The organism is Haloactinopolyspora sp. (assembly GCF_027324685.1).
Classification (GTDB): Bacteria; Actinomycetota; Actinomycetes; order Jiangellales; family Jiangellaceae; genus Haloactinopolyspora.
In genome coordinates, this window is record NZ_DAHVSH010000012.1 from 1 (window position 1) to 17,201 (window position 17,201).

General features: G+C 69.7%; 14 protein-coding genes. 12 read left to right on the plus strand and 2 right to left on the minus strand.

The genetic code is table 11. The features are described 5' to 3' along the window. Window positions 1-45 precede the first annotated feature (45 nt). The 9 genes from M6444_RS01835 to M6444_RS01875 all read left to right on the plus strand — a co-directional run bounded on the left by M6444_RS01835 (window position 46) and on the right by M6444_RS01875 (window position 12,795). Window positions 46-966 (plus strand): hypothetical protein, encoded by a 921-nt coding sequence (locus M6444_RS01835; protein ID WP_363326205.1) that lies wholly within the window; start codon window positions 46-48, stop codon window positions 964-966. 40 nt (window positions 967-1,006) lie between these two features. Further along, on the plus strand, window positions 1,007-1,705 hold the full coding sequence (locus M6444_RS01840; RefSeq protein ID WP_298322359.1) for an aspartate/glutamate racemase family protein: 699 nt from the start codon (window positions 1,007-1,009) through the stop codon (window positions 1,703-1,705). A 247-nt stretch (window positions 1,706-1,952) separates the two neighbouring features. Next, window positions 1,953-3,365: an extracellular solute-binding protein gene (locus M6444_RS01845; RefSeq protein WP_298322361.1), complete on the plus strand. Its 1,413-nt coding sequence runs from the start codon at window positions 1,953-1,955 to the stop codon at window positions 3,363-3,365. A 35-nt stretch (window positions 3,366-3,400) separates the two neighbouring features. Beyond that, window positions 3,401-4,333 (plus strand): sugar ABC transporter permease, encoded by a 933-nt coding sequence (locus M6444_RS01850; protein ID WP_363326206.1) that lies wholly within the window; start codon window positions 3,401-3,403, stop codon window positions 4,331-4,333. Next, a complete protein-coding gene (locus M6444_RS01855; RefSeq protein ID WP_298322365.1) occupies window positions 4,330-5,253 on the plus strand; it encodes a carbohydrate ABC transporter permease in 924 nt (307 codons plus the stop codon). Before M6444_RS01850 ends, M6444_RS01855 begins: the two co-directional genes overlap by 4 nt. Window positions 5,254-5,306: 53 nt before the next feature. After that, window positions 5,307-7,937 carry a sugar-binding domain-containing protein gene (locus M6444_RS01860; protein WP_298322367.1) on the plus strand — a complete coding sequence of 877 codons (2,631 nt, stop codon included), beginning with the start codon at window positions 5,307-5,309 and terminating at the stop codon, window positions 7,935-7,937. Beyond that, window positions 7,934-9,316, plus strand: coding sequence for a GH1 family beta-glucosidase (locus M6444_RS01865; RefSeq protein ID WP_298322369.1), 1,383 nt, complete (start codon window positions 7,934-7,936; stop codon window positions 9,314-9,316). The genes M6444_RS01860 and M6444_RS01865 overlap by 4 nt, the downstream gene beginning before the upstream one ends. A 42-nt stretch (window positions 9,317-9,358) precedes the next feature. After that, window positions 9,359-11,257, plus strand: a complete 1,899-nt coding sequence (locus tag M6444_RS01870; RefSeq protein WP_298322370.1) for a hypothetical protein — start codon at window positions 9,359-9,361, stop codon at window positions 11,255-11,257. Further along, window positions 11,254-12,795, plus strand: a complete 1,542-nt coding sequence (locus M6444_RS01875; RefSeq protein ID WP_298322372.1) for an FAD-dependent oxidoreductase — start codon at window positions 11,254-11,256, stop codon at window positions 12,793-12,795. The genes M6444_RS01870 and M6444_RS01875 overlap by 4 nt, the downstream gene beginning before the upstream one ends. Before the next feature lie 83 nt (window positions 12,796-12,878). On the opposite strand, the gene M6444_RS01880 is transcribed toward M6444_RS01875, so the two are convergent. Both M6444_RS01880 and M6444_RS01885 read right to left on the minus strand, forming a co-directional pair. Then, window positions 12,879-13,538 carry a response regulator transcription factor gene (locus M6444_RS01880; RefSeq protein WP_298322374.1) on the minus strand — a complete coding sequence of 220 codons (660 nt, stop codon included), beginning with the start codon at window positions 13,536-13,538 and terminating at the stop codon, window positions 12,879-12,881. Window positions 13,539-13,540: 2 nt separating this feature from the next. Beyond that, entirely contained in the window at window positions 13,541-14,737 is a 1,197-nt protein-coding gene (locus M6444_RS01885) for a histidine kinase (RefSeq protein ID WP_298322376.1), read from the minus strand. Window positions 14,738-14,906: 169 nt separating this feature from the next. Between M6444_RS01885 and M6444_RS01890 the strand changes: the two genes are divergently transcribed. From M6444_RS01890 to M6444_RS01900, 3 genes are read left to right on the plus strand one after another with little or no spacing between them, the layout of a single operon-like run. Next, entirely contained in the window at window positions 14,907-15,428 is a 522-nt protein-coding gene (locus tag M6444_RS01890; RefSeq protein ID WP_298322378.1) for a YceI family protein, read from the plus strand. Further along, window positions 15,413-16,348, plus strand: coding sequence for an ABC transporter ATP-binding protein (locus tag M6444_RS01895; RefSeq protein ID WP_363326204.1), 936 nt, complete (start codon window positions 15,413-15,415; stop codon window positions 16,346-16,348). The genes M6444_RS01890 and M6444_RS01895 overlap by 16 nt, the downstream gene beginning before the upstream one ends. Continuing rightward, window positions 16,345-17,100, plus strand: coding sequence for an ABC transporter permease (locus M6444_RS01900; protein WP_298322382.1), 756 nt, complete (start codon window positions 16,345-16,347; stop codon window positions 17,098-17,100). Before M6444_RS01895 ends, M6444_RS01900 begins: the two co-directional genes overlap by 4 nt. The last annotated feature ends 101 nt before the right edge of the window (window positions 17,101-17,201 follow it).

The following is a 17,201-nucleotide window of genomic DNA, read 5'->3' on the forward strand; positions in this document are numbered from 1 at the left end:
CCGAGCGAGCTCGTCGCCGATCGAGAGGTCTTTCCCGTGAGCACTGTGGCCCCTGTTCCGTCACTCGACGCCCTCGCCCGACCCGGTGGCGGACTCGCCATGGTCGCGATGGACCAGCGCGAGAGTCTGCGGACGATGTTCGAGCAGGCCGGTGCCGGCCGCCCGTCGCTCGACGAGCTGGTCGAGTTCAAGCTCGCGGTGGCCGAGCAGGCCGGACGGTTGGCCTCCGGATTCCTCATCGACCGTGAGATGGGCTTCGACGAGGTACGCGATCAGGGGCTCCTGCCGGATTCGTGCGGACTGATCCTCGCGGTGGACGCGCTGCAGCAGGAGATCGGCGGCCCGGTCGAAGAGACCGATCTGGATGCCGAAGCGTTGGCCACCGACCTCACCGGAGTCGCCGCGGTCAAACTGCTGGTGATCTGGCGGCGAGACGAGCGCCGCGGCGAGCGGGTGGAGCTGGCCCGGCGGTTCATCGACGCCGCGCGGGAGCGAGGGGTGCTGTCGGTCCTCGAACCGGTGGTACGCCCGACGTCAGCCGAGTCGGCCGGATGGGACTTGAACGAGGCGATCCGCGAGGCCGCGCGCGAGTTGTCGCCGCTTGGCCCCGACCTCTACAAGGCGCAGGTGCCCAGCGCCGGCGAAGGTGATCCGGACGAGCTCGAAGATCAGTGCCGTGCACTCGACGAGGCCGTCACCGGTCCGTGGGTGGTGCTGTCGCAGGGGGTGCGCCCCGAGCGCTTCCTCGATGCGGTGACGGCAGCGTGCCGAGCCGGTGCGTCCGGGTTCTTGGCCGGGCGGGCGTTGTGGAGCGACATCGTAGGCCGCCCGCTCGACGAGCTGCGCACCATCTCCGCGCCTCGACTCGAGCGCCTGGTCGAGGTGGTCGACACGCACGCCCGGGCGTGGTGGGACGCGACTTCGAACGGGGTCTCCACGCCTGCGAGCTCGTCGAAGCGTGCATGACTGTCCCCGATGTCGAGTGCCGGCGCGAAGAAGGTGCGACATGAATGATCAAGCGACCGTGCGGTTCGGGCTGGTTCACACCGTCCCGGCACTCGCGCCGGTCTTCCACGACCTCGTGCTCGACGCCGTCGGCCCGGCATCACAGACCGCGGAGTTGATCCACGCCACCGATCCGTGGCTGCTGCGTACGGCCGTCACCACCGGCGTGACCGCCGAGGTGACCGACCGGCTGGTCGCACACGTGCGGCACCTGACGTCGCTCGGGGTGGACGGCGTGCTGGTCACGTGCTCGTCGCTGGGAGAGGCAACCGAGGAGACGTCGAGGCGCGTGAGCGCCGCCCCGGTGGTCCGGATCGACCAGGCGATGGCCGAGCGCGCCGTCGATCTCGTGGGTCCAGGTGGACGGATCGTGGTGCTGGCGACCTTGGCGTCGACGGTGGGACCGACCATCCGATTGGTGGAGCGCAGCGCGAACGACGCCGGCACGGGTGTCGGTGTCGACGTGCGGCTGCTCGAAGAGGCCGGCCGCGCCCGCGAGGCCGGCGACGACGACCGCCACGACGCGCTGGTGACCGAAGGCGTCGACCAGGCGATCTCCGACGGGGCCGGCGTGGTGGTCCTGGCGCAGGCGTCGATGGCCCGGGCGGTGGACAGCGCTGCCCAGCGTGCCGTGCCCGTGCTGGCGTCGCCCGAGTTGGCTGCTCACCGGCTCGTGAATCTGGTGAGAGCACGGTCGTGACCCGTTTCCATTTCGTTAAGGCGGACCCGTTGACGGGCAGATTTGATGTGGGTACGTTCTCACATGGCAACGATGCCACACTGTCGGCGGGGCTCCTGTCCTCGTCCGATCGTCGGCGCGGAGCTGGCCGTCCACGTGGGTGGGAACGGACGGACAACAGTTGGACATCGCGGCGCTCCGCCCTGGACGCCGCCCTGACGTGTAGGCGCCTGGACGTCGGTGCCTTCGCAGACATGGAGGACAGTCCATGACACGAGCTACCGCACGGTGGTCGGCGTTGGTCGTCGCCGCGGGCCTGTCGCTCGGGGCGTGTGCGAGCGGCACGGGTGACGATTCCAGTTCCGGCTCCGGCTCCGATGACGAGAACTCGATCACGTTCGACCCGGAAGCTGAGCTGAGCGGCGAGCTGAACGTGATGGGCTTCGGCGCCACGGACGAGATCGGCCAGGTGCGTCTGGACGCGGCCAAGGAAGCGCTCGGTGACGTCGACGTGTCGCTGATCGAGGGCGACCTGGACATTCAACAGTTCTTGTCGTCGATGGCGACCGAGACACCGCCGGAGCTCATCTACGCCAACCGCGACCAGATCGGCACCTTCGCCTCGCGCGGAGCGATCATCCCGTTGGACGAGTGCATCGAGGGTGAGGGCATCGACACGTCGATGTTCCGGGAACCGGCCTTGGACCAGGTCACCTTCGACGGCAGTGTGTACGGGATCCCGGAGTTCAACTCGGTGCAGATCACCCAAGCCAACCAGAAGCTGCTGGACGCAGCCGGGTTGACGTTGGACGACGTGAACGGCTCGAACTGGGAGGCGATCTCCGCAGCGAACGAGGCGATGCACACGAACGACGGCGGCAAGTTGTCGGTGATCGGCTTCGACAGCAAGCTGCCGGAGTTCCTGCCGCTGTGGGCGAAGGCCAACGGTGCCGATTTGCTGTCCGAGGACGGGCGCACCGCGCAGCTGGACGACCCGAAGGTGCTCGAAGCGCTGGAGTGGGCGGTGAGCATCTACGACGCCCAAGGCGGGTTCGGCGCGGTGAAGGCCTACCGCGACTCCGCCGACTTCTTCGGCGAGGGCAACCAGTTCGCCACCAACGTGCTCGGCGCGATGCCGATGGAGCAGTGGTACGTCAACGTGCTCAACGACGTGTCGCCGGATGCGCCGATGGCGTTCGACACCGTGCGCGACCTCGAGGGTGAGACCATCGCCTACGCGTCCGGCTCGGCCTGGGCGATCCCGAAGGGCAGCCCGAACCCCGAGGCGGCGTGTCGGCTGGCCAAGACGATGACGTTGACCGACAGCTGGATCGCGGCCGCGGAGGCGAGAGCCGAGGCCCGCGCTGAAGAGGGCAAGTTGTTCACCGGGTTACTCACCGGCAACGCCGAGGCCGACGACGCCATCTACGAGCAGTTCGTGAAGCCGAGCGGGGACGCCACCTGGGACGCCGCGATCGAGGCGACCTACGAGGCGAACGACCACACGTTCGTGCTGCCGGCCAACCCGGCCGACAGCGAGTTCAAGACGGCGTGGCAGGACGCGGTGAACCGAGTCCTCAACGGTCAACAGGAGCCGAAGGCAGCTCTGGAGCAGGCCCAGAACGAAGCCCAGGAGGCCCTGGACGCCGCGTGGGCCGAGTGGGACGCTGACGAGGGCTGACGACGTTGGCCCGCCCAGCGCTCGACGCGCCCGCGGTGCCCGCTGACGAGCGGGCGCTGCGGGCCAAGCGTCGGCTGCGTCGTCGTGAGACCCGCGCAGCGTTGTTGTTCATCAGCCCCTGGATCATCGGCTTCTTCGTGTTCACCGCATGGCCGATCATCTACAGCGGGTATCTGTCGTTGACCGACTACGACGTCATCAACGATCCCAACTTCGTCGGCCTGGCCAATTACGAGCGTCTCTTCGAAGACGACAAGGTCCGGCTGGCGCTACAGAACACGTTCTTCTTCACCCTGATCCAGGTGCCGCTGTACGTCATCGTGTCGCTGGCGCTGGCGTTGCTGCTGAACAAGGCCGGACGCAGCGCTGGGTTCTTCCGCACCGCGTTCTTCCTGCCGAAGATGACGCCGCCGGTCGCCGTCGGCATCCTGCTGCTGCTGTTGTTCAACGGCCAAAGCGGCATGATCAACCAGGCCCTGGGGTGGTTCGGCGTCGACGGCCCCGCCTGGACCACCGATCCCACCTGGGTCAAGCCCGGCTTGATCCTGATGAGCCTGTGGTCGGTCGGCGCGTCGGTGATCATCCTGCTGGCCGCGTTACGCAACGTGCCGCAGGAGCTCTACGACTCCGCGCGCGTCGACGGCGCGAACTGGTGGCAGCAGACCTGGCGGATCACCGTCCCGATGATCAGCGGGGCGTTGTTCTTCATCTTCATCGTCAACACGATCGCCGGGTTCCAGACCTTCACCGAGGCCTACACCGCCTTCTTCGGCTCCGGCAACACCACGTACAGCAACGATGCCGCGCTGTTCTACGTCATCTACCTGTTCCAGCAGGCCTTCGAGTTCCTCCACATGGGCTACGCCTCAGCGCTGGCCTGGCTGCTGTTCGTGATCATCATGATCTTCACCGCCATCCAGATGGTGGTCAGCCGCCGCTTCGTCTACTACGAGGGGGAGCAGCGATGACCATCGAACCCATCGGCGTCCAAGACACCGAGCAACCCGATCACGACGCCGAGCACACCCCGCCCGCGCCGGTACAGCCACGCAAGAAGCGCCGCGTCACGCCGGGCAAGGTGGTCATCGGCGCACTGTTGACCATCACGACCGTGGTGTTCATCTACCCGTTCATCTGGCTGCTCAGCGCGTCGTTCAAACCCCGCGGCGAGGTGTTCGACAACAAGCTCATCCCCGACACGTTCATCCTCGACAACTACATCAACGTCTGGCGCGAGGCGCCGATGGCGCTGTGGCTGTGGAACACCATCCTCGTCACCGTGCTCGCCGCCGTCACCGTGGCCGCCAGCAGTGCCATGGTCGCTTGGGGATTCGCCTACTTCCGCTTCCGCGGACGCAACCTGCTTTTCGGTGTCGTGCTCGCCACCATGATGTTGCCCGGCGCCGTCACGATGATCCCGGTGTTCCTCATCTGGAACAACCTCGGCATGGTCGACACGCTCACGCCGCTGTGGGCGCAGAACCTGTTCGGCAGCGCGTTCTACATCTTCCTGCTGCGTCAGTTCTTCCTCGGCCTGCCCCGAGATCTGTTCGACGCGGCGAAGATCGACGGCGCCAACAACTGGCAGATCTTCCGCCGCATCGCCGTCCCGCTGTGCAAACCCGCCCTCATCATCACGCTCATCTTCGAGTTCCAGGCTGCCTGGACCGACCTCATGCGGCCGCTGATCTACCTACGCGACAGTGACAACTTCACCGTCCCGCGCGGGCTCAAGGCACTGCTCGACCAGTACGGCTTCGGCGGCGAGTGGCACTGGGAGATCGTCGTCACCGCCAGCGTCATCACCACCGTGCCGATGATCATTCTGTTCTTCCTGGCACAGAAGCACTTCGTCCAGGGCATCGCGACCACCGGAACCAAGGGGTGAGCTCAGATCCCATCGGGTTGTTCCCCCTGGACTGACTACTCGGGGGGCGTTCGGTGATCGTCGATCTCGGCGGCGACGGCTGGTCGATCCGCGAGGCGCTGGGTGACACCTGGCAGTGGTTCGTGGACAAGGCCGTCGTCGCGCGCAACAACACGGGCTCGGCGGCCGACGCCGCGCAACGCACTCCGGGCTGGCTGCCCGCTCGCGTACCGGGCGCGATCATCGCGGACCTGCACCGCGCTGGTGAGCTGAGTGATCCGTACGTCGGACGCAACTCGCGACACGCAGAGTGGGTGGCCACACGTTCGTGGGTGTATCGCCGCGACGTCGACCTCCCGCCGCTCGGTGTGGGCGAGCGTGCAGTCCTGTGTCTGGACGGGATCGATCCGGCGGCGTCGGTCTACGTGGACGGCCGGTTCGCCGGCCGGGTCGACGGGCTCTATCACTCGGCGCGCATCGACGTCACCGGGTACGTCTCCGATGGCGGACCGCACCGGCTGGCGATCGTCGTCGAGCCTGCACCGCCGAGCGAACCGCAGGTGGGCCGTACCGAGCGTGTCCAGGTGCACGCGCCGCGGCTGGGTCACGGCTGGGATTTCTGCCCGCGGCTGATCCACCAGGGCATCTGGCGCGGTGTTCGGCTCGACGTCGGCCGCTGCCAGCTCGCGGGGGTGACCGTTCGGCCGGAGCTCGACTCCGACCTGCGCTCCGCGCGTGTTCACCTCGCGGCCGACGTGGAGGTCCCGCCTGGGACCGAGGCGACCCTGGAGGTCGTCCTCCGCGCCGGGGTGGAGGTGATCGCCGCTGCCCACGTACCTGCGGGGCCGCCTGAACCGTCGACCGAGCGCACCGACGTTCATCGGGTCGAGCACGTGATGGAGGTCGCGGAGCCTCGGCTGTGGTGGCCGCGCGGGCTCGGTGAACAGCATCGCTACACCGTGCAGGTGCGCGCCGTCACCAACGACGGCGCGAGCACGCCGTGGTCGGGTGCGGTGGGGTTCCGGCACGTCACCTGGGTCGCCAACCACGGCGCACCACCCGGCGCGCTGCCCTACACCGCGATCGTCAACGGCCGGCGCACGGAGTTGATCGGCTGGAACTGGGCCCCGGCCGACGCCTTGTACGGCGAGATCGATGCGCGGAAGGTGGCACACCTGGTGGACGTGGCGGCCCGGTCCGGCGCCCGGCTGCTGCGCGTGTGGGGCGGAGGCTTGGTCGAGACGCCGGAGTTCTACGACGCGTGTGACCGGGCCGGATTGTTCGTGTGGCAAGAGTTCTCCCAATCCAGTTCCGGCATGCAGAGCGCGCCAGCGGACTCCGCGCAGTTCATCGAGCACCTGCGCGCCGAGGCTCGCGCCGTGATCCCGCCACGGCTCCGCCATCCGTCGCTACTGCTGTGGGGCGGTGGCAACGAACTCGAGGACGACGACGGACCACTCGACGACGACCGTTCTCCGGCCCTGGCCGCGTTGCACGAGCAGGTCGCCGCACTGGACCCCGGCCGGGCCTGGTTGCCGACGTCGCCGACCGGCCCGCGCTTCGCCAACCGGTTGGACGTCATCGACACCGACCCTGACGGCATGCACGACGTCCACGGTCCCTGGGAGCACCAGGGAACCGAGGAGCACTACACGCTGTACAACCGAGGCCAGGCGCTAGCGCACACCGAGTTCGGCGTCGAGGGGATGGCCAACCGCCGGCTCTGGTCGCGCCTGATCCCGGTCGCGGACCGCTGGCCGGTGGGGCGCGACAACCCCGTCTACCGCCACCTCGGGGACTGGTGGAACAACGCCGAGCTGGTGCAGCAGGTGTTCGGCGGCCGCCTCGACGATCCCGACGCGTTCCGGCGGGCCAGCCAGTTGCTGCAGGCCACCGGGTTGACCTACGCCGTGGAGGCCGACCGACGGCGCTGGCCCCGGTGCAGCATCACGCTGCCGTGGCAGCTCGCCGAGTCGTACCCGAACGCCTGGTGCACCGCAGTGGTCGACCACGCGGGCGAGGCGAAGCCGGCCCTGCATGCTGTACGACGTTCCTACCGGCCGGAGCGGGTCACCGCCCGCGTCGATCGACTCACCCACCCCGGCGGCGTCGTCGCCGTCGAGCCGTGGCTGTGGTCGGAGCCCGGCCGCCCGCGCGGCGGGCGCGTCGAAGCCCGGTTGCTCGACGAGGCCGGCCGGTGCGTGGCGCACGAGAGTTGGCAGATCGACGACCCCGTCGGCCGACCCCGATCCGTGGGCAAGTTCGAGGTGAAGCCCAGCGCGTTGGGCGACGCGGCGACCCCGATCATGTTCTGGGATCTGCACTGGCAGGACGCCGCAGGCGAGCTCGTCGACCGCGAGACGGTCCTGCTGTCGACCGGTCACGACCTCGCGCCGCTGCTCGATCTGGCCCCCGCGGAGCTCGTGTTCCACGTGGAACGCTCCAGCGACGATCGACGATGGACGGTCACGGTCGACCACGTCGCCGGACCCGTCGTCGTCGGCCTGCAGCTCAGCGACGACCGGCCCCTGGAATCGAGCGGATGGTTCGTCGTCGACGCCGACCCACGACCGCTGCTACCCGGCCACCAGCGGCGATTCACCGTCGAGTGGCGCCACGACACCGGCCCGCGACGCCTGCTCCTCGAAGCATGGAACGTGCCACCGGCCACCCTGACCGACGACGCGGAGGAGTCGACCCGATGAGTTTCCCAGCCGATTTCCTGTGGGGAGCTGCCACGTCGGCGTTCCAGATCGAAGGCAGCCTCGACGTCGACGGGCGCGGACCCTCGGTGTGGGATGCCTTCGCCGCGCAACCCGGCGCCGTCGAGGGCGGCGGCGATGCCTCCCGCGCGTGTGATTCGTACCGCCGCTGGCCCGAGGACATCGACCTGATCGCCGACCTGGGCCTCGGCGCCTACCGGTTCTCCGTCGCGTGGTCACGCATCGTGCCCGAGGGACGCGGCCGGATCGAAATGCGCGGGCTGGACCACTACGAGCGCTTCGTCGACACCCTGCTCGACCGCGGCATCGTCCCGATCCTCACCCTGAACCACTGGGACATGCCGCAAGCGCTGATGGCCGACGGAGGGTGGGCCGGGCGAGCGAGTGTCGATGCCTTCGCCGAGTTCACCTCCGCGGTCGCCGATCGGCTGGCTGACCGCGTGCCGTGGTGGATCACCCAGAACGAGCCGTGGATCATCGCGCTGTTGGGCTACCGGCTCGGGCTGCACGCACCCGGGGTGCGCGACCTGCGAGCTTCGGTCGCCGCGGGTCATCACGTGCTGCTGGCCCACGGTGCGGGCGCGGACATCCTGCGGTCGTACCCGCAGGTGAAGGTCGGACCGGCGTTGAACCTGCTGCCTTGCGTGCCGGCGACACCCGACGACGCGGATGCCGCTGCGGCCTGGGCCTCCGACGGGTACTGCAACCGCTGGTTCCTCGACCCGTTGTTCGGTCGGGGTTACCCGGACGACATGCGTGAGCACTACGAGCGAGCACTCGGCGCCCCGCTGGACATGATCCGGCCCGGCGACGAGGACGCCATCGCTGATCGGCTCGACTTTCTGGGTGTCAACTATTACACCCGCCGGGTCATGGCCGCCGCTGAGCCCGAAGGCCCGCAGCAGCCGTTCCCGTGGCGCGTGGTCGGCCCGGCCGGCGACGTGCCACGCACCGACGACGGCAACGAGATCGCTCCGGCGGCCTTCCGCGACCTGCTGATCCGGCTGCACCGCGAGTACGACGGCATCCCGGTGATCGTGACCGAGAACGGCGGCGTGTTCGGCGACACGCCGACCCACGACGGCCGCATCCACGACGTACGCCGGGTGGCGCTGCTGCGTGATCACGTCACCGCCATGGGCGAGGCGATGGCCGCCGGAGCCGACGTGCGCGGCTACATGCACTGGTCGTTGCTGGACAACTTCGAGTGGGCGCTGGGGTACCGGCCGCGGTTCGGCCTGGTCCACGTCGACTACACCACCGGGACGCGCACGGTGAAAGACTCCGGCCGCTTCTACGCCGAGATCGCCCGCACCGGGACCGTCCCGCCCGACCCGGCCCCGATCACGCCGTTCGGCTGACCCTGAGCCGCCGCCCGACGCTTCGAGAGGTGACCGACCGTCATGATGCCCGCCAGCGATAACACCGGTGCGGTGACCGTCGACCACCGCCGCGACGTCGTGGTGGTGGACACCGCGGCGTACCGGCTGGAGGTCGACCGGCAGCGCCCCCGAGCCGTGCTGCGTGATCCCGGCGCCGACGGCCGGGTGTGGAGCCGGTTGTCCCTGCTGGCCTCCCTCGATCTGGTGGGCGGCCGGGACGAGTCGTACGGCATCGCCCCCGTGGAGATCGCCGACCACACCCCGGACGCGGTGGAGTTCGTCGTCGCGGCCTCGAGTCCGCTCTGGCGGCACAAGGCCGTTCACTTGCGGTGCACGGCGGGCGGCGTCGAACTGTGGGCCGTCGCGTCCGGTGCCGGCTGGCGGGACGCGCGGCTCGACGAGGTCACCCTGCTCGGTGGCCGGGCGATCCTCGCCAGCGGCGCGGCCGGGACGTTCCGCTCGTCGATCGGCTTCGCGTCGCTGTTCAGCCCGGCCCCGACCGAACCCGTCCACGTCGTGCGCCCGTCCGCGGTGGCGTCGTCGTTGGGGGTCGTCGGCGACGCCGAACCCGGACGACTGCACGGCATCTTCTCCCCGCCCCCGCTGTGCTGGGCCCTCGGCGCCGCAGCGCCGACCGGGGCGACCGCCGTGCCCGACGGCCCGTGGTGGGGGATGTCGCTGTGCGCGCCGGTCAGCGAGCTCACGATGACGTCGGCGCGCTACGACCCGCTCGACGGCGGCTTCCTGCTGCGTCTGGACTACGAGGGCCACACCCGCGGCGACGCCGAGGTCGTCACCCCGCGGGTCGTGTTGCGCCCGGCCGCGACCCCCTGGCAGGCCCTCACCGACTATCACGACCTGCTGGTGTCGCTCGGCTGGGCGCCGCCGCCCGGTGATCCCGCGGCGACGCCTGCCTGGTGGTCCGAGCCGGTGTTCTGCGGGTGGGGTGCGCAATGCGCGCGGGCAGCGGCCTTGGGCGCCGAAGCGGTGGACACCGGCCTGGTCGGTGGCGCCGGAGCCGTCGCCGCACCCGACCTCGCCCGCCAGGACGTCTACGACGAGTTCCTGGCCGTGCTCGCCACGGCCGGGCTCGACCCGGGGATCATCGTCATCGACGACCGCTGGCAGGCCGCGTACGGCAGCGCCGAGCCGGACCTGGATCGCTGGCCGGACCTGCGCGGCTGGATCGCCGCCCAGCACGCCGCGGGACGGCGGGTCCTGCTGTGGTGGAAGGCCTGGGACCCGGGCGGGCTGCCCGCCGACGAGTGCGTCACCGACGCCACCGGCCGTCCGGTCGCCGTCGACGTCGCCAACGCGGCCTACCGCGAGCGGCTGTCGGCCATCGTGGCCGGCCTGCTCGGGCCGGACGGGCTCGACGCCGACGGCTTCAAGCTCGACTTCACCCAGCGGGCACCGTCCGGAACGTCGCTGCGCGCTACGGACGGTCCGTGGGGCATCGCCGCGCTGCACACCCTGTTGGCCACGATCACCACAGCGGCCAGGGGCGTGAAGCCGGACGCGTTGATCGTCACGCACACCCCGCATCCGTCCTTCGGCGACGTCTGCGACATGGTCCGGCTCAACGACGTGCTGGAGCGCGACGTCCACGGCGACCCGGTGAGCGTCGTGGACCAACTGCGCTTCCGGCACGCCGTGGCGACGCACAGCCTGCCTGGTCACCTGATCGACACCGACCAGTGGCCGATGCCGGATCGGGCGTCATGGCGTGCCTACGTGGCGGCACAGGCGGAGCTCGGAACGTCCAACCCGGCCCTGCCGGCGCTGTACTACCTGGAGTCCATCGACAACTCCGGTGAGCAGCTGACGCGGGACGATCTGGCTCTGGTGGCGCGCACGTGGGCGGATTACCGGACCCGGCGGGACGCGGTCCGGGCCGCGGAATACCGGGAGAACTCATGAACCACGCTGATGTCGTCGTGTACGGCGCCACGTCCGGCGGTGTCTGTGCCGCGGTGGCGGCCGCCGAGGCCGGTGCGTCGGTCGTCCTGCTCGAACCGGGGCGGCACGTCGGCGGGATGACCTCCGGTGGGCTGGGCTACACCGACGTGGGTGACGTGCGGGTGGTGCGCGGGATGGCCGGGCGGTTCCGCACCGCGGTCGCCGAGCATTACGGCGTCGCCGAAGGGCATTTCGCCGGCCCGGAGCCGCACGTCGCCGAGCGCATCTTCCTCGACTGGCTCGAGCGCGCGGGGGTCGACGTCCGGTTCGGCGCGCGCCTCGACGGTGTGGTCGTGTCCGACAGCGGCGTGATCGGCGAGATCGTGCTGACCGACGGCGGGCGGGTGGCCGGTGCGGTGTTCGTCGACGCGAGCTACGAGGGCGATGTGATGGCCGCGGCCGGTGTGTCGTACGCCGTCGGCCGTGAGGACCGGGGACTGTACGGGGAGCGGTACGCCGGCCGGCGCGAACTGGTCCCGGGCCGGCACACCATGCCGGCGTGGATCTCTCCGTTCGCCGACGACCCGACCGGTGAGCAGGGCGGGCCGATCCTGCCGCAACTGCACGACCGCCCGCTGGCCGAGGTGGGCGTCGGCGACGGCGGCGTCATGTCGTACGGCTACCGGGTGTGCCTGACCCAGGCCGACGACCGCATTCCGTTCCATCGACGCGACGGGTACGACGACGCGTACTGGGAGTTGGGCCGGCGGCTGTTCGACCGGTGGCGGCGCGACGGCTACGAGGAGCGCGCTGGGCGCCTGCTCGGGCTGGAGAAGAACCTGCCGAATGGCAAGTGCGACGGCAACTCGATCGGCCCGTTCTCACTGAGCGTGCTGGACGGCTCGGCCTGGCGGTACCCGGAGGGCGACGCCGCCGAGCGCGAGAGAATCCGCCTGCATCACCTGCACCACGCCCAGGACTTCCTGTGGTTCCTCGCCAACGATCCGGCGGTACCGGCCAACGTGCGCGCGGAGATGTCGACGTGGGGCTACCCACGTGACGAGTTCGCCGACACCGGCCATCTGCCGCACCAGCTCTACGTCCGCGAGGCGCGCCGGATGCTCGGCGAGTACGTCCTGACCGAGCATGACCTGCTACCCAGGCCACGGCGGCAACACGATGTGGTCGCCATGGGCTCGTACCACATCGACGTGCGCGAAGTGCAGCGCACATGGCGGTGGGTGGACGAGCACCCCAAGCCGGTGGGCATGGTGTTCACCGAGGGCTATCTGTCGGTGCCGGTGCAGCCCTACCCCGTGCCCTACCGCAGTCTGGTCCCGCGCTACGAGGAGTGCACGAACCTGATCGTGCCGGTGTGCGTGTCCGCTTCGCATGTGGCGTTCGCCTCGGTGCGGATGGAGGTGCAGTACCAGATGCTCGGGCACGCGGCAGGGCTGGCGGCGGTACAGGCCGCGCGGTCCGGCCGGGCGGTCCAGGGCATCGACGTGGCGGTGCTGCAGGACGCGCTGCGCGAGGCCGGTCAAGTGCTCTCGATCTGACTGACAACGCTGCGCCGTCACGACGAATGGTGGGTTGGTTTTGGGCGCTATGACGCCCAAGACCAACCCACCATGGCGTGGGTCTACTTCTCGACGAGGCCGGCGTCGTGGGCGATCAGGCCGGCCTGGGTGCGGTTGGCACACCCCAGCTTGTCCAGCGTGCGCGACACGTAGCCCTTGACGGTGGCTTCGGAGAGATAGAGCCGTGCCCCGATCTGCGCGTTCGACAACCCCTCCCCGAGGCAGGCCAGCACCTCGGCTTCGCGTTCGGTCAGCGACTCCACCAGCTGTTGTGCCCTGCGACCGGCCGAATGGTTGTCGCTCGACGACGCGACGAGCCGGCGCGCGGCAGCGGCGGACAGAACGGTGTGTCCTTCCGCGGCCACCCGCACCAGCCCGATCAGATCCTCCGGCGGTGTCGACTTCACCAGGAACCCGACGGCGCCGGCCCGCAGCGCACGCAACACGTACTCGTCGGCGTCGAAGGTCGTCAGGACCACCACGGCCGGTGGGTCGGACAGCTCCATGATGCGTTCGATCGCGGTCAGCCCGTCCATCACGGGCATGCGGAGATCCATCAGGACGACGTCCGGACGCTGCCGCGTCACCGCCTCCACTCCGGCCGAGCCGTCATGGGCGGTGTCCACGACCTCGATGTCTGCGGCCGACTCCAGGATGGTTCGCAGGAACCCGCACACCATCGGCTCGTCGTCCACCAGGACCACGCGCACCTGCTCAGCCATCCTCACGCCACCGGATCCGCGGTCGGTACGTACGCCGGCAGCTCCACGTCCACCTGGAAACCGCCGTCGGGCGTGTCACCCGCACGCAGCGTTCCGTGGATTAGCTCGATGCGTTGACGCAGGTGCCGCAACCCGAGGCCGGACCCGCGGCTGGCCAGCTCAGGGCTGGGTGGTGCCGTGGGGGCGGTGTTGTGCACGGTGAGACGGACGTGGGTATCGCTGTACTCGAGCCGTACGGTCACCCTCGCTCCAGGCGCATGCTTGCGGACATTGGTCAACGCCTCCCGCACGACACGGTACGCGGTACGTCCCACGACCGGGGAAGCGAGCGAGCGGTCACCGGTCTCGATCAACTCGGCCGGGACGCCCACGGCGTTCGACTCGTCGATCAACTCCTCGATCGCCGGGATCGACGGTGACTCGTCGCCGCCGGGGGCCGTGCGCAGGATGCCGACCAGGTCGCGCAGCTCGTCCAGCGCCTGTGTACCTGCGGCGCGCAACTCGTCGGCGGCCTGCCGAGTGGCGTCGTCCGGAGCGGTCATCCGCAGCGCACCGGCCTGCAGGACCATCAGGCTGATCCGGTGCGTCACCACGTCGTGCATCTCTCCGGCCAGCCGCGCGCGCTCCTCGGCCCGGGCCTGCTCGGCCAGCAGGTGCTGTTCCCGCTCGGCCCGTTCGGCCCGCTCGGTCAGCGCACGTACCAGCCGTCGGCGAGCGTCGAAGTACAGCGCGAGCAGGGGGCCCACAGCCGTGCGTAACAACCCGATGGTGATGACGACGGCCGAGGGGTCCCACGGCCGGATGATCACCAGGGTGACGGCGGCGAGGACGGCGACCGCCACCCGCCGGTCTTGCCGGTAGTACACCGGACCGTAGGCCGCGACCACCGTCGCCAGCGGCGCCCACAACGTGTCCGAAGCCATCGGCGTCAACACGCCGGCGGGTTCGATCAACACCGTCACCAGCAGCGTGAACACGCCCAGCACGACGAGAACGGCCAGCGGCGCGCGGCGACGGGCCACCAGGGTCAGGCAGGCCAGCGCCTGCACGCCCAGCAGGAACCACGCCAGTGCGTCCGGCTCATGCGGCCACCATGTCTGCCCGGCCAGGGTCAGCACGGTGTCCAGGGCCGTGACCGCGACGGCGATCACGACGTCGACGGCCAGCCAGTGCCGCGGCAGCCACGTTCGGTCGGTCATGCGCCCACGGTAGGAGACCACTGCCGTAGATCCCGCCCGTCAACAACCATCCGCGGGGTGAAGTGCCGACGAAAGTCGCATGCCCGTGCGCCACCGCCGACGAACGGCGGTCGCGAACCGAACGCTCGACGCTGTGGGTCGATATCCGCGGTCCGCTCTAATGGACGCCATGAACACCACAGACCCGATCACCCCCACCCCCCGCCTCGGCCGTTACCGGATCGACCCGGACGCCACCACGATCAACTTCCGCACCCGGCACGTGTTCGGGCTCCTGCCGGTTCGCGGCACGTTCGAAGCCCGCGGCGGCACCGTCGACGTCGCCGAACCCACCGCGGCATCCTCCGTCCACGTCGAGATCGACGCCGCCAGCTTCCACACCGGCACCGCGCAGCGCGATCGTGAGGTTCGCTCGGCGCGCTACCTCGACGTCGAGCGTCACCCGGTCATCACCTTCGAAGCCGACGGTTTCGACGACCCGGGGGGCACGCACCTCGACGGCACGCTCACCGTGTGCGGGGTCGCCCAGCCTGCCCGGCTGACCGTGCACGACGTCGACGCCGACGGATCCACGTTCACCGCACGTGCCGCGACCCGCGTCGACCGGACCCAGCACGGCATCACCGCCGGGCGCGGGATCACCGGCCGCTACCTCGACATCGACCTGGAAGTCACATGTGTGCGGCCGTGACGGTCGAGGGCTTACGCAAGAGCTACGGCGCCGTGCTCGCGGTCCGCGACGTCAGCTTCACCGTCGCCTCCGGCGAGATCTTCGCGCTGCTCGGGCCCAACGGCGCGGGCAAGTCCACCACCCTGGAGATCCTGGAGGGGTTCCGCCGACGCGACGCCGGCAGCGTGGACGTGCTCGGGATCGACCCCGGCGACCGCTCTCGCGGCCGGGAGTTGCGCGAACGGATCGGCCTGGTGTTGCAGGACATCGCCGTCGAGCCGTACCTCACGGTGCGCGAGACGCTGGCTCGCAACGCTGGCTACTACCGTGCGCCCCGCGACGTCGACGAGGTCATCGGCCTGGTGGATCTGGCCGGACTCGAGCGACGCAAGGTGCGCACGCTCTCCGGCGGGCAGAAGCGCCGCCTCGACCTCGCGCTCGGCATGATCGGGAACCCGAGCCTGCTGTTCCTCGACGAACCCACGACCGGTTTCGACCCGAACGCCCGCCGCAGCGCCTGGGAGCTCATACGCCGACTACGCGACACCGGCACCACCGTCGTGCTGACCACGCACTACATGGAGGAGGCGCAGCAGCTTGCGGATCGGGTCGCGATCATCGCCGACGGTCGCCTCGTGTCCGAGGGCACGACGGCGAGCCTGGGTGGTCGCGACACCGAGCGGGCTCGGATCCGCTTCGCGCCACCACCGGACATCAGCGTCGGCGAGCTGCCCGTCCCGGCGCGACCGGACGGCGACGGGCTCGTCACCGTCGAGTCCGCCGAGCCGACGATGACGCTGCATCAACTCACCGAATGGGCGTTGCGCCGTGACTGCACGCTGGACCAGCTCGTGGTCGAACGCCCGAGTCTGGAAGACGTCTACCTGCGCCTCACCCGCGACGACGCGGCCGAATCGACCCTCGAAGGGAGCCTGCGATGAGCGCCATGGTGTGGCACCAGGTCCGCTATGAGCAGCTGTCGTTCTGGCGCAATCCGCAAAGCGCCTTCTTCACGTTCGTCATGCCGGTCCTGGTCATCACGATCTTCGGGGCGCTGTTCAACGGCGGCTCGGCGAGTTCGTACTTCTACGGCGTCTCGCCACTGCGGTACTACGTCGCCACGATCGCGGCGTTGTCGGTGCTGGGGTCCTGTTACAGCCAGCTGGCGATCGTGCTGGCGACGCGGCGGCAGAACGGGATCCTCAAACGCGTGCGGGCCACGCCGCTGCCCACGTGGATGTATTTCGTCGGTCTGCTGGCGCACTGTGTGCTGGTCAGTGTGGTCGTCGCCGGGCTGATCGTCCTGGTCGGGCGGCTGTACGGCGTGCCGGTCCCGGACCGGTCGCAGTGGCTGCCGATCGTGGTGACCCTGCTGCTGGGTGCGGCGAGCTTCTGCGCGATCGGTGTGGCCGTCGCCGCCTTGATCCGCAACGCCGAGGCGGCCCCGGCCGTCGTCCAGTTCGTCCTGTTCCCGCTGGTCTTCCTCTCCGGCACGTACATGCCGATCCAGTCCGACACGGTGAACGTCGTGACAGGTGCGCTGCCCGTGCGGCCGTTCAACGACGCACTGCTCGGCGCCATGGCGCAGGGAACCGGCTTCGCGTGGGACAGTCTCGGGGTGCTGGCGCTGTGGGGTGTTCTCGGCGCCATCGTGGCCATCCGTCGCTTCCGCTGGGACCCCCGCCCGGAGTGAGGACGGACACGAGCCCCGCAGCCATCCGGACGGGTTCACAGCGAAGTGCGATCTGGCGTGCCAAAAGCGTACTAGAAATGGTACGCTTTTGACCGTGGAGG

Coding starts and splice junctions, on each gene's coding strand:
- M6444_RS01840 (WP_298322359.1), top strand. CDS start 1,007: ATGAATGATCAAGCGACCGTGCGGTTCGGGCTGGTTCACACCGTCCCG.
- M6444_RS01845 (WP_298322361.1), top strand. CDS start 1,953: ATGACACGAGCTACCGCACGGTGGTCGGCGTTGGTCGTCGCCGCGGGC.
- M6444_RS01855 (WP_298322365.1), top strand. CDS start 4,330: ATGACCATCGAACCCATCGGCGTCCAAGACACCGAGCAACCCGATCAC.
- M6444_RS01865 (WP_298322369.1), top strand. CDS start 7,934: ATGAGTTTCCCAGCCGATTTCCTGTGGGGAGCTGCCACGTCGGCGTTC.
- M6444_RS01870 (WP_298322370.1), top strand. CDS start 9,359: ATGATGCCCGCCAGCGATAACACCGGTGCGGTGACCGTCGACCACCGC.
- M6444_RS01875 (WP_298322372.1), top strand. CDS start 11,254: ATGAACCACGCTGATGTCGTCGTGTACGGCGCCACGTCCGGCGGTGTC.
- M6444_RS01880 (WP_298322374.1), bottom strand. CDS start 13,538: ATGGCTGAGCAGGTGCGCGTGGTCCTGGTGGACGACGAGCCGATGGTG.
- M6444_RS01885 (WP_298322376.1), bottom strand. CDS start 14,737: ATGACCGACCGAACGTGGCTGCCGCGGCACTGGCTGGCCGTCGACGTC.
- M6444_RS01890 (WP_298322378.1), top strand. CDS start 14,907: ATGAACACCACAGACCCGATCACCCCCACCCCCCGCCTCGGCCGTTAC.
- M6444_RS01895 (WP_363326204.1), top strand. CDS start 15,413: ATGTGTGCGGCCGTGACGGTCGAGGGCTTACGCAAGAGCTACGGCGCC.
- M6444_RS01900 (WP_298322382.1), top strand. CDS start 16,345: ATGAGCGCCATGGTGTGGCACCAGGTCCGCTATGAGCAGCTGTCGTTC.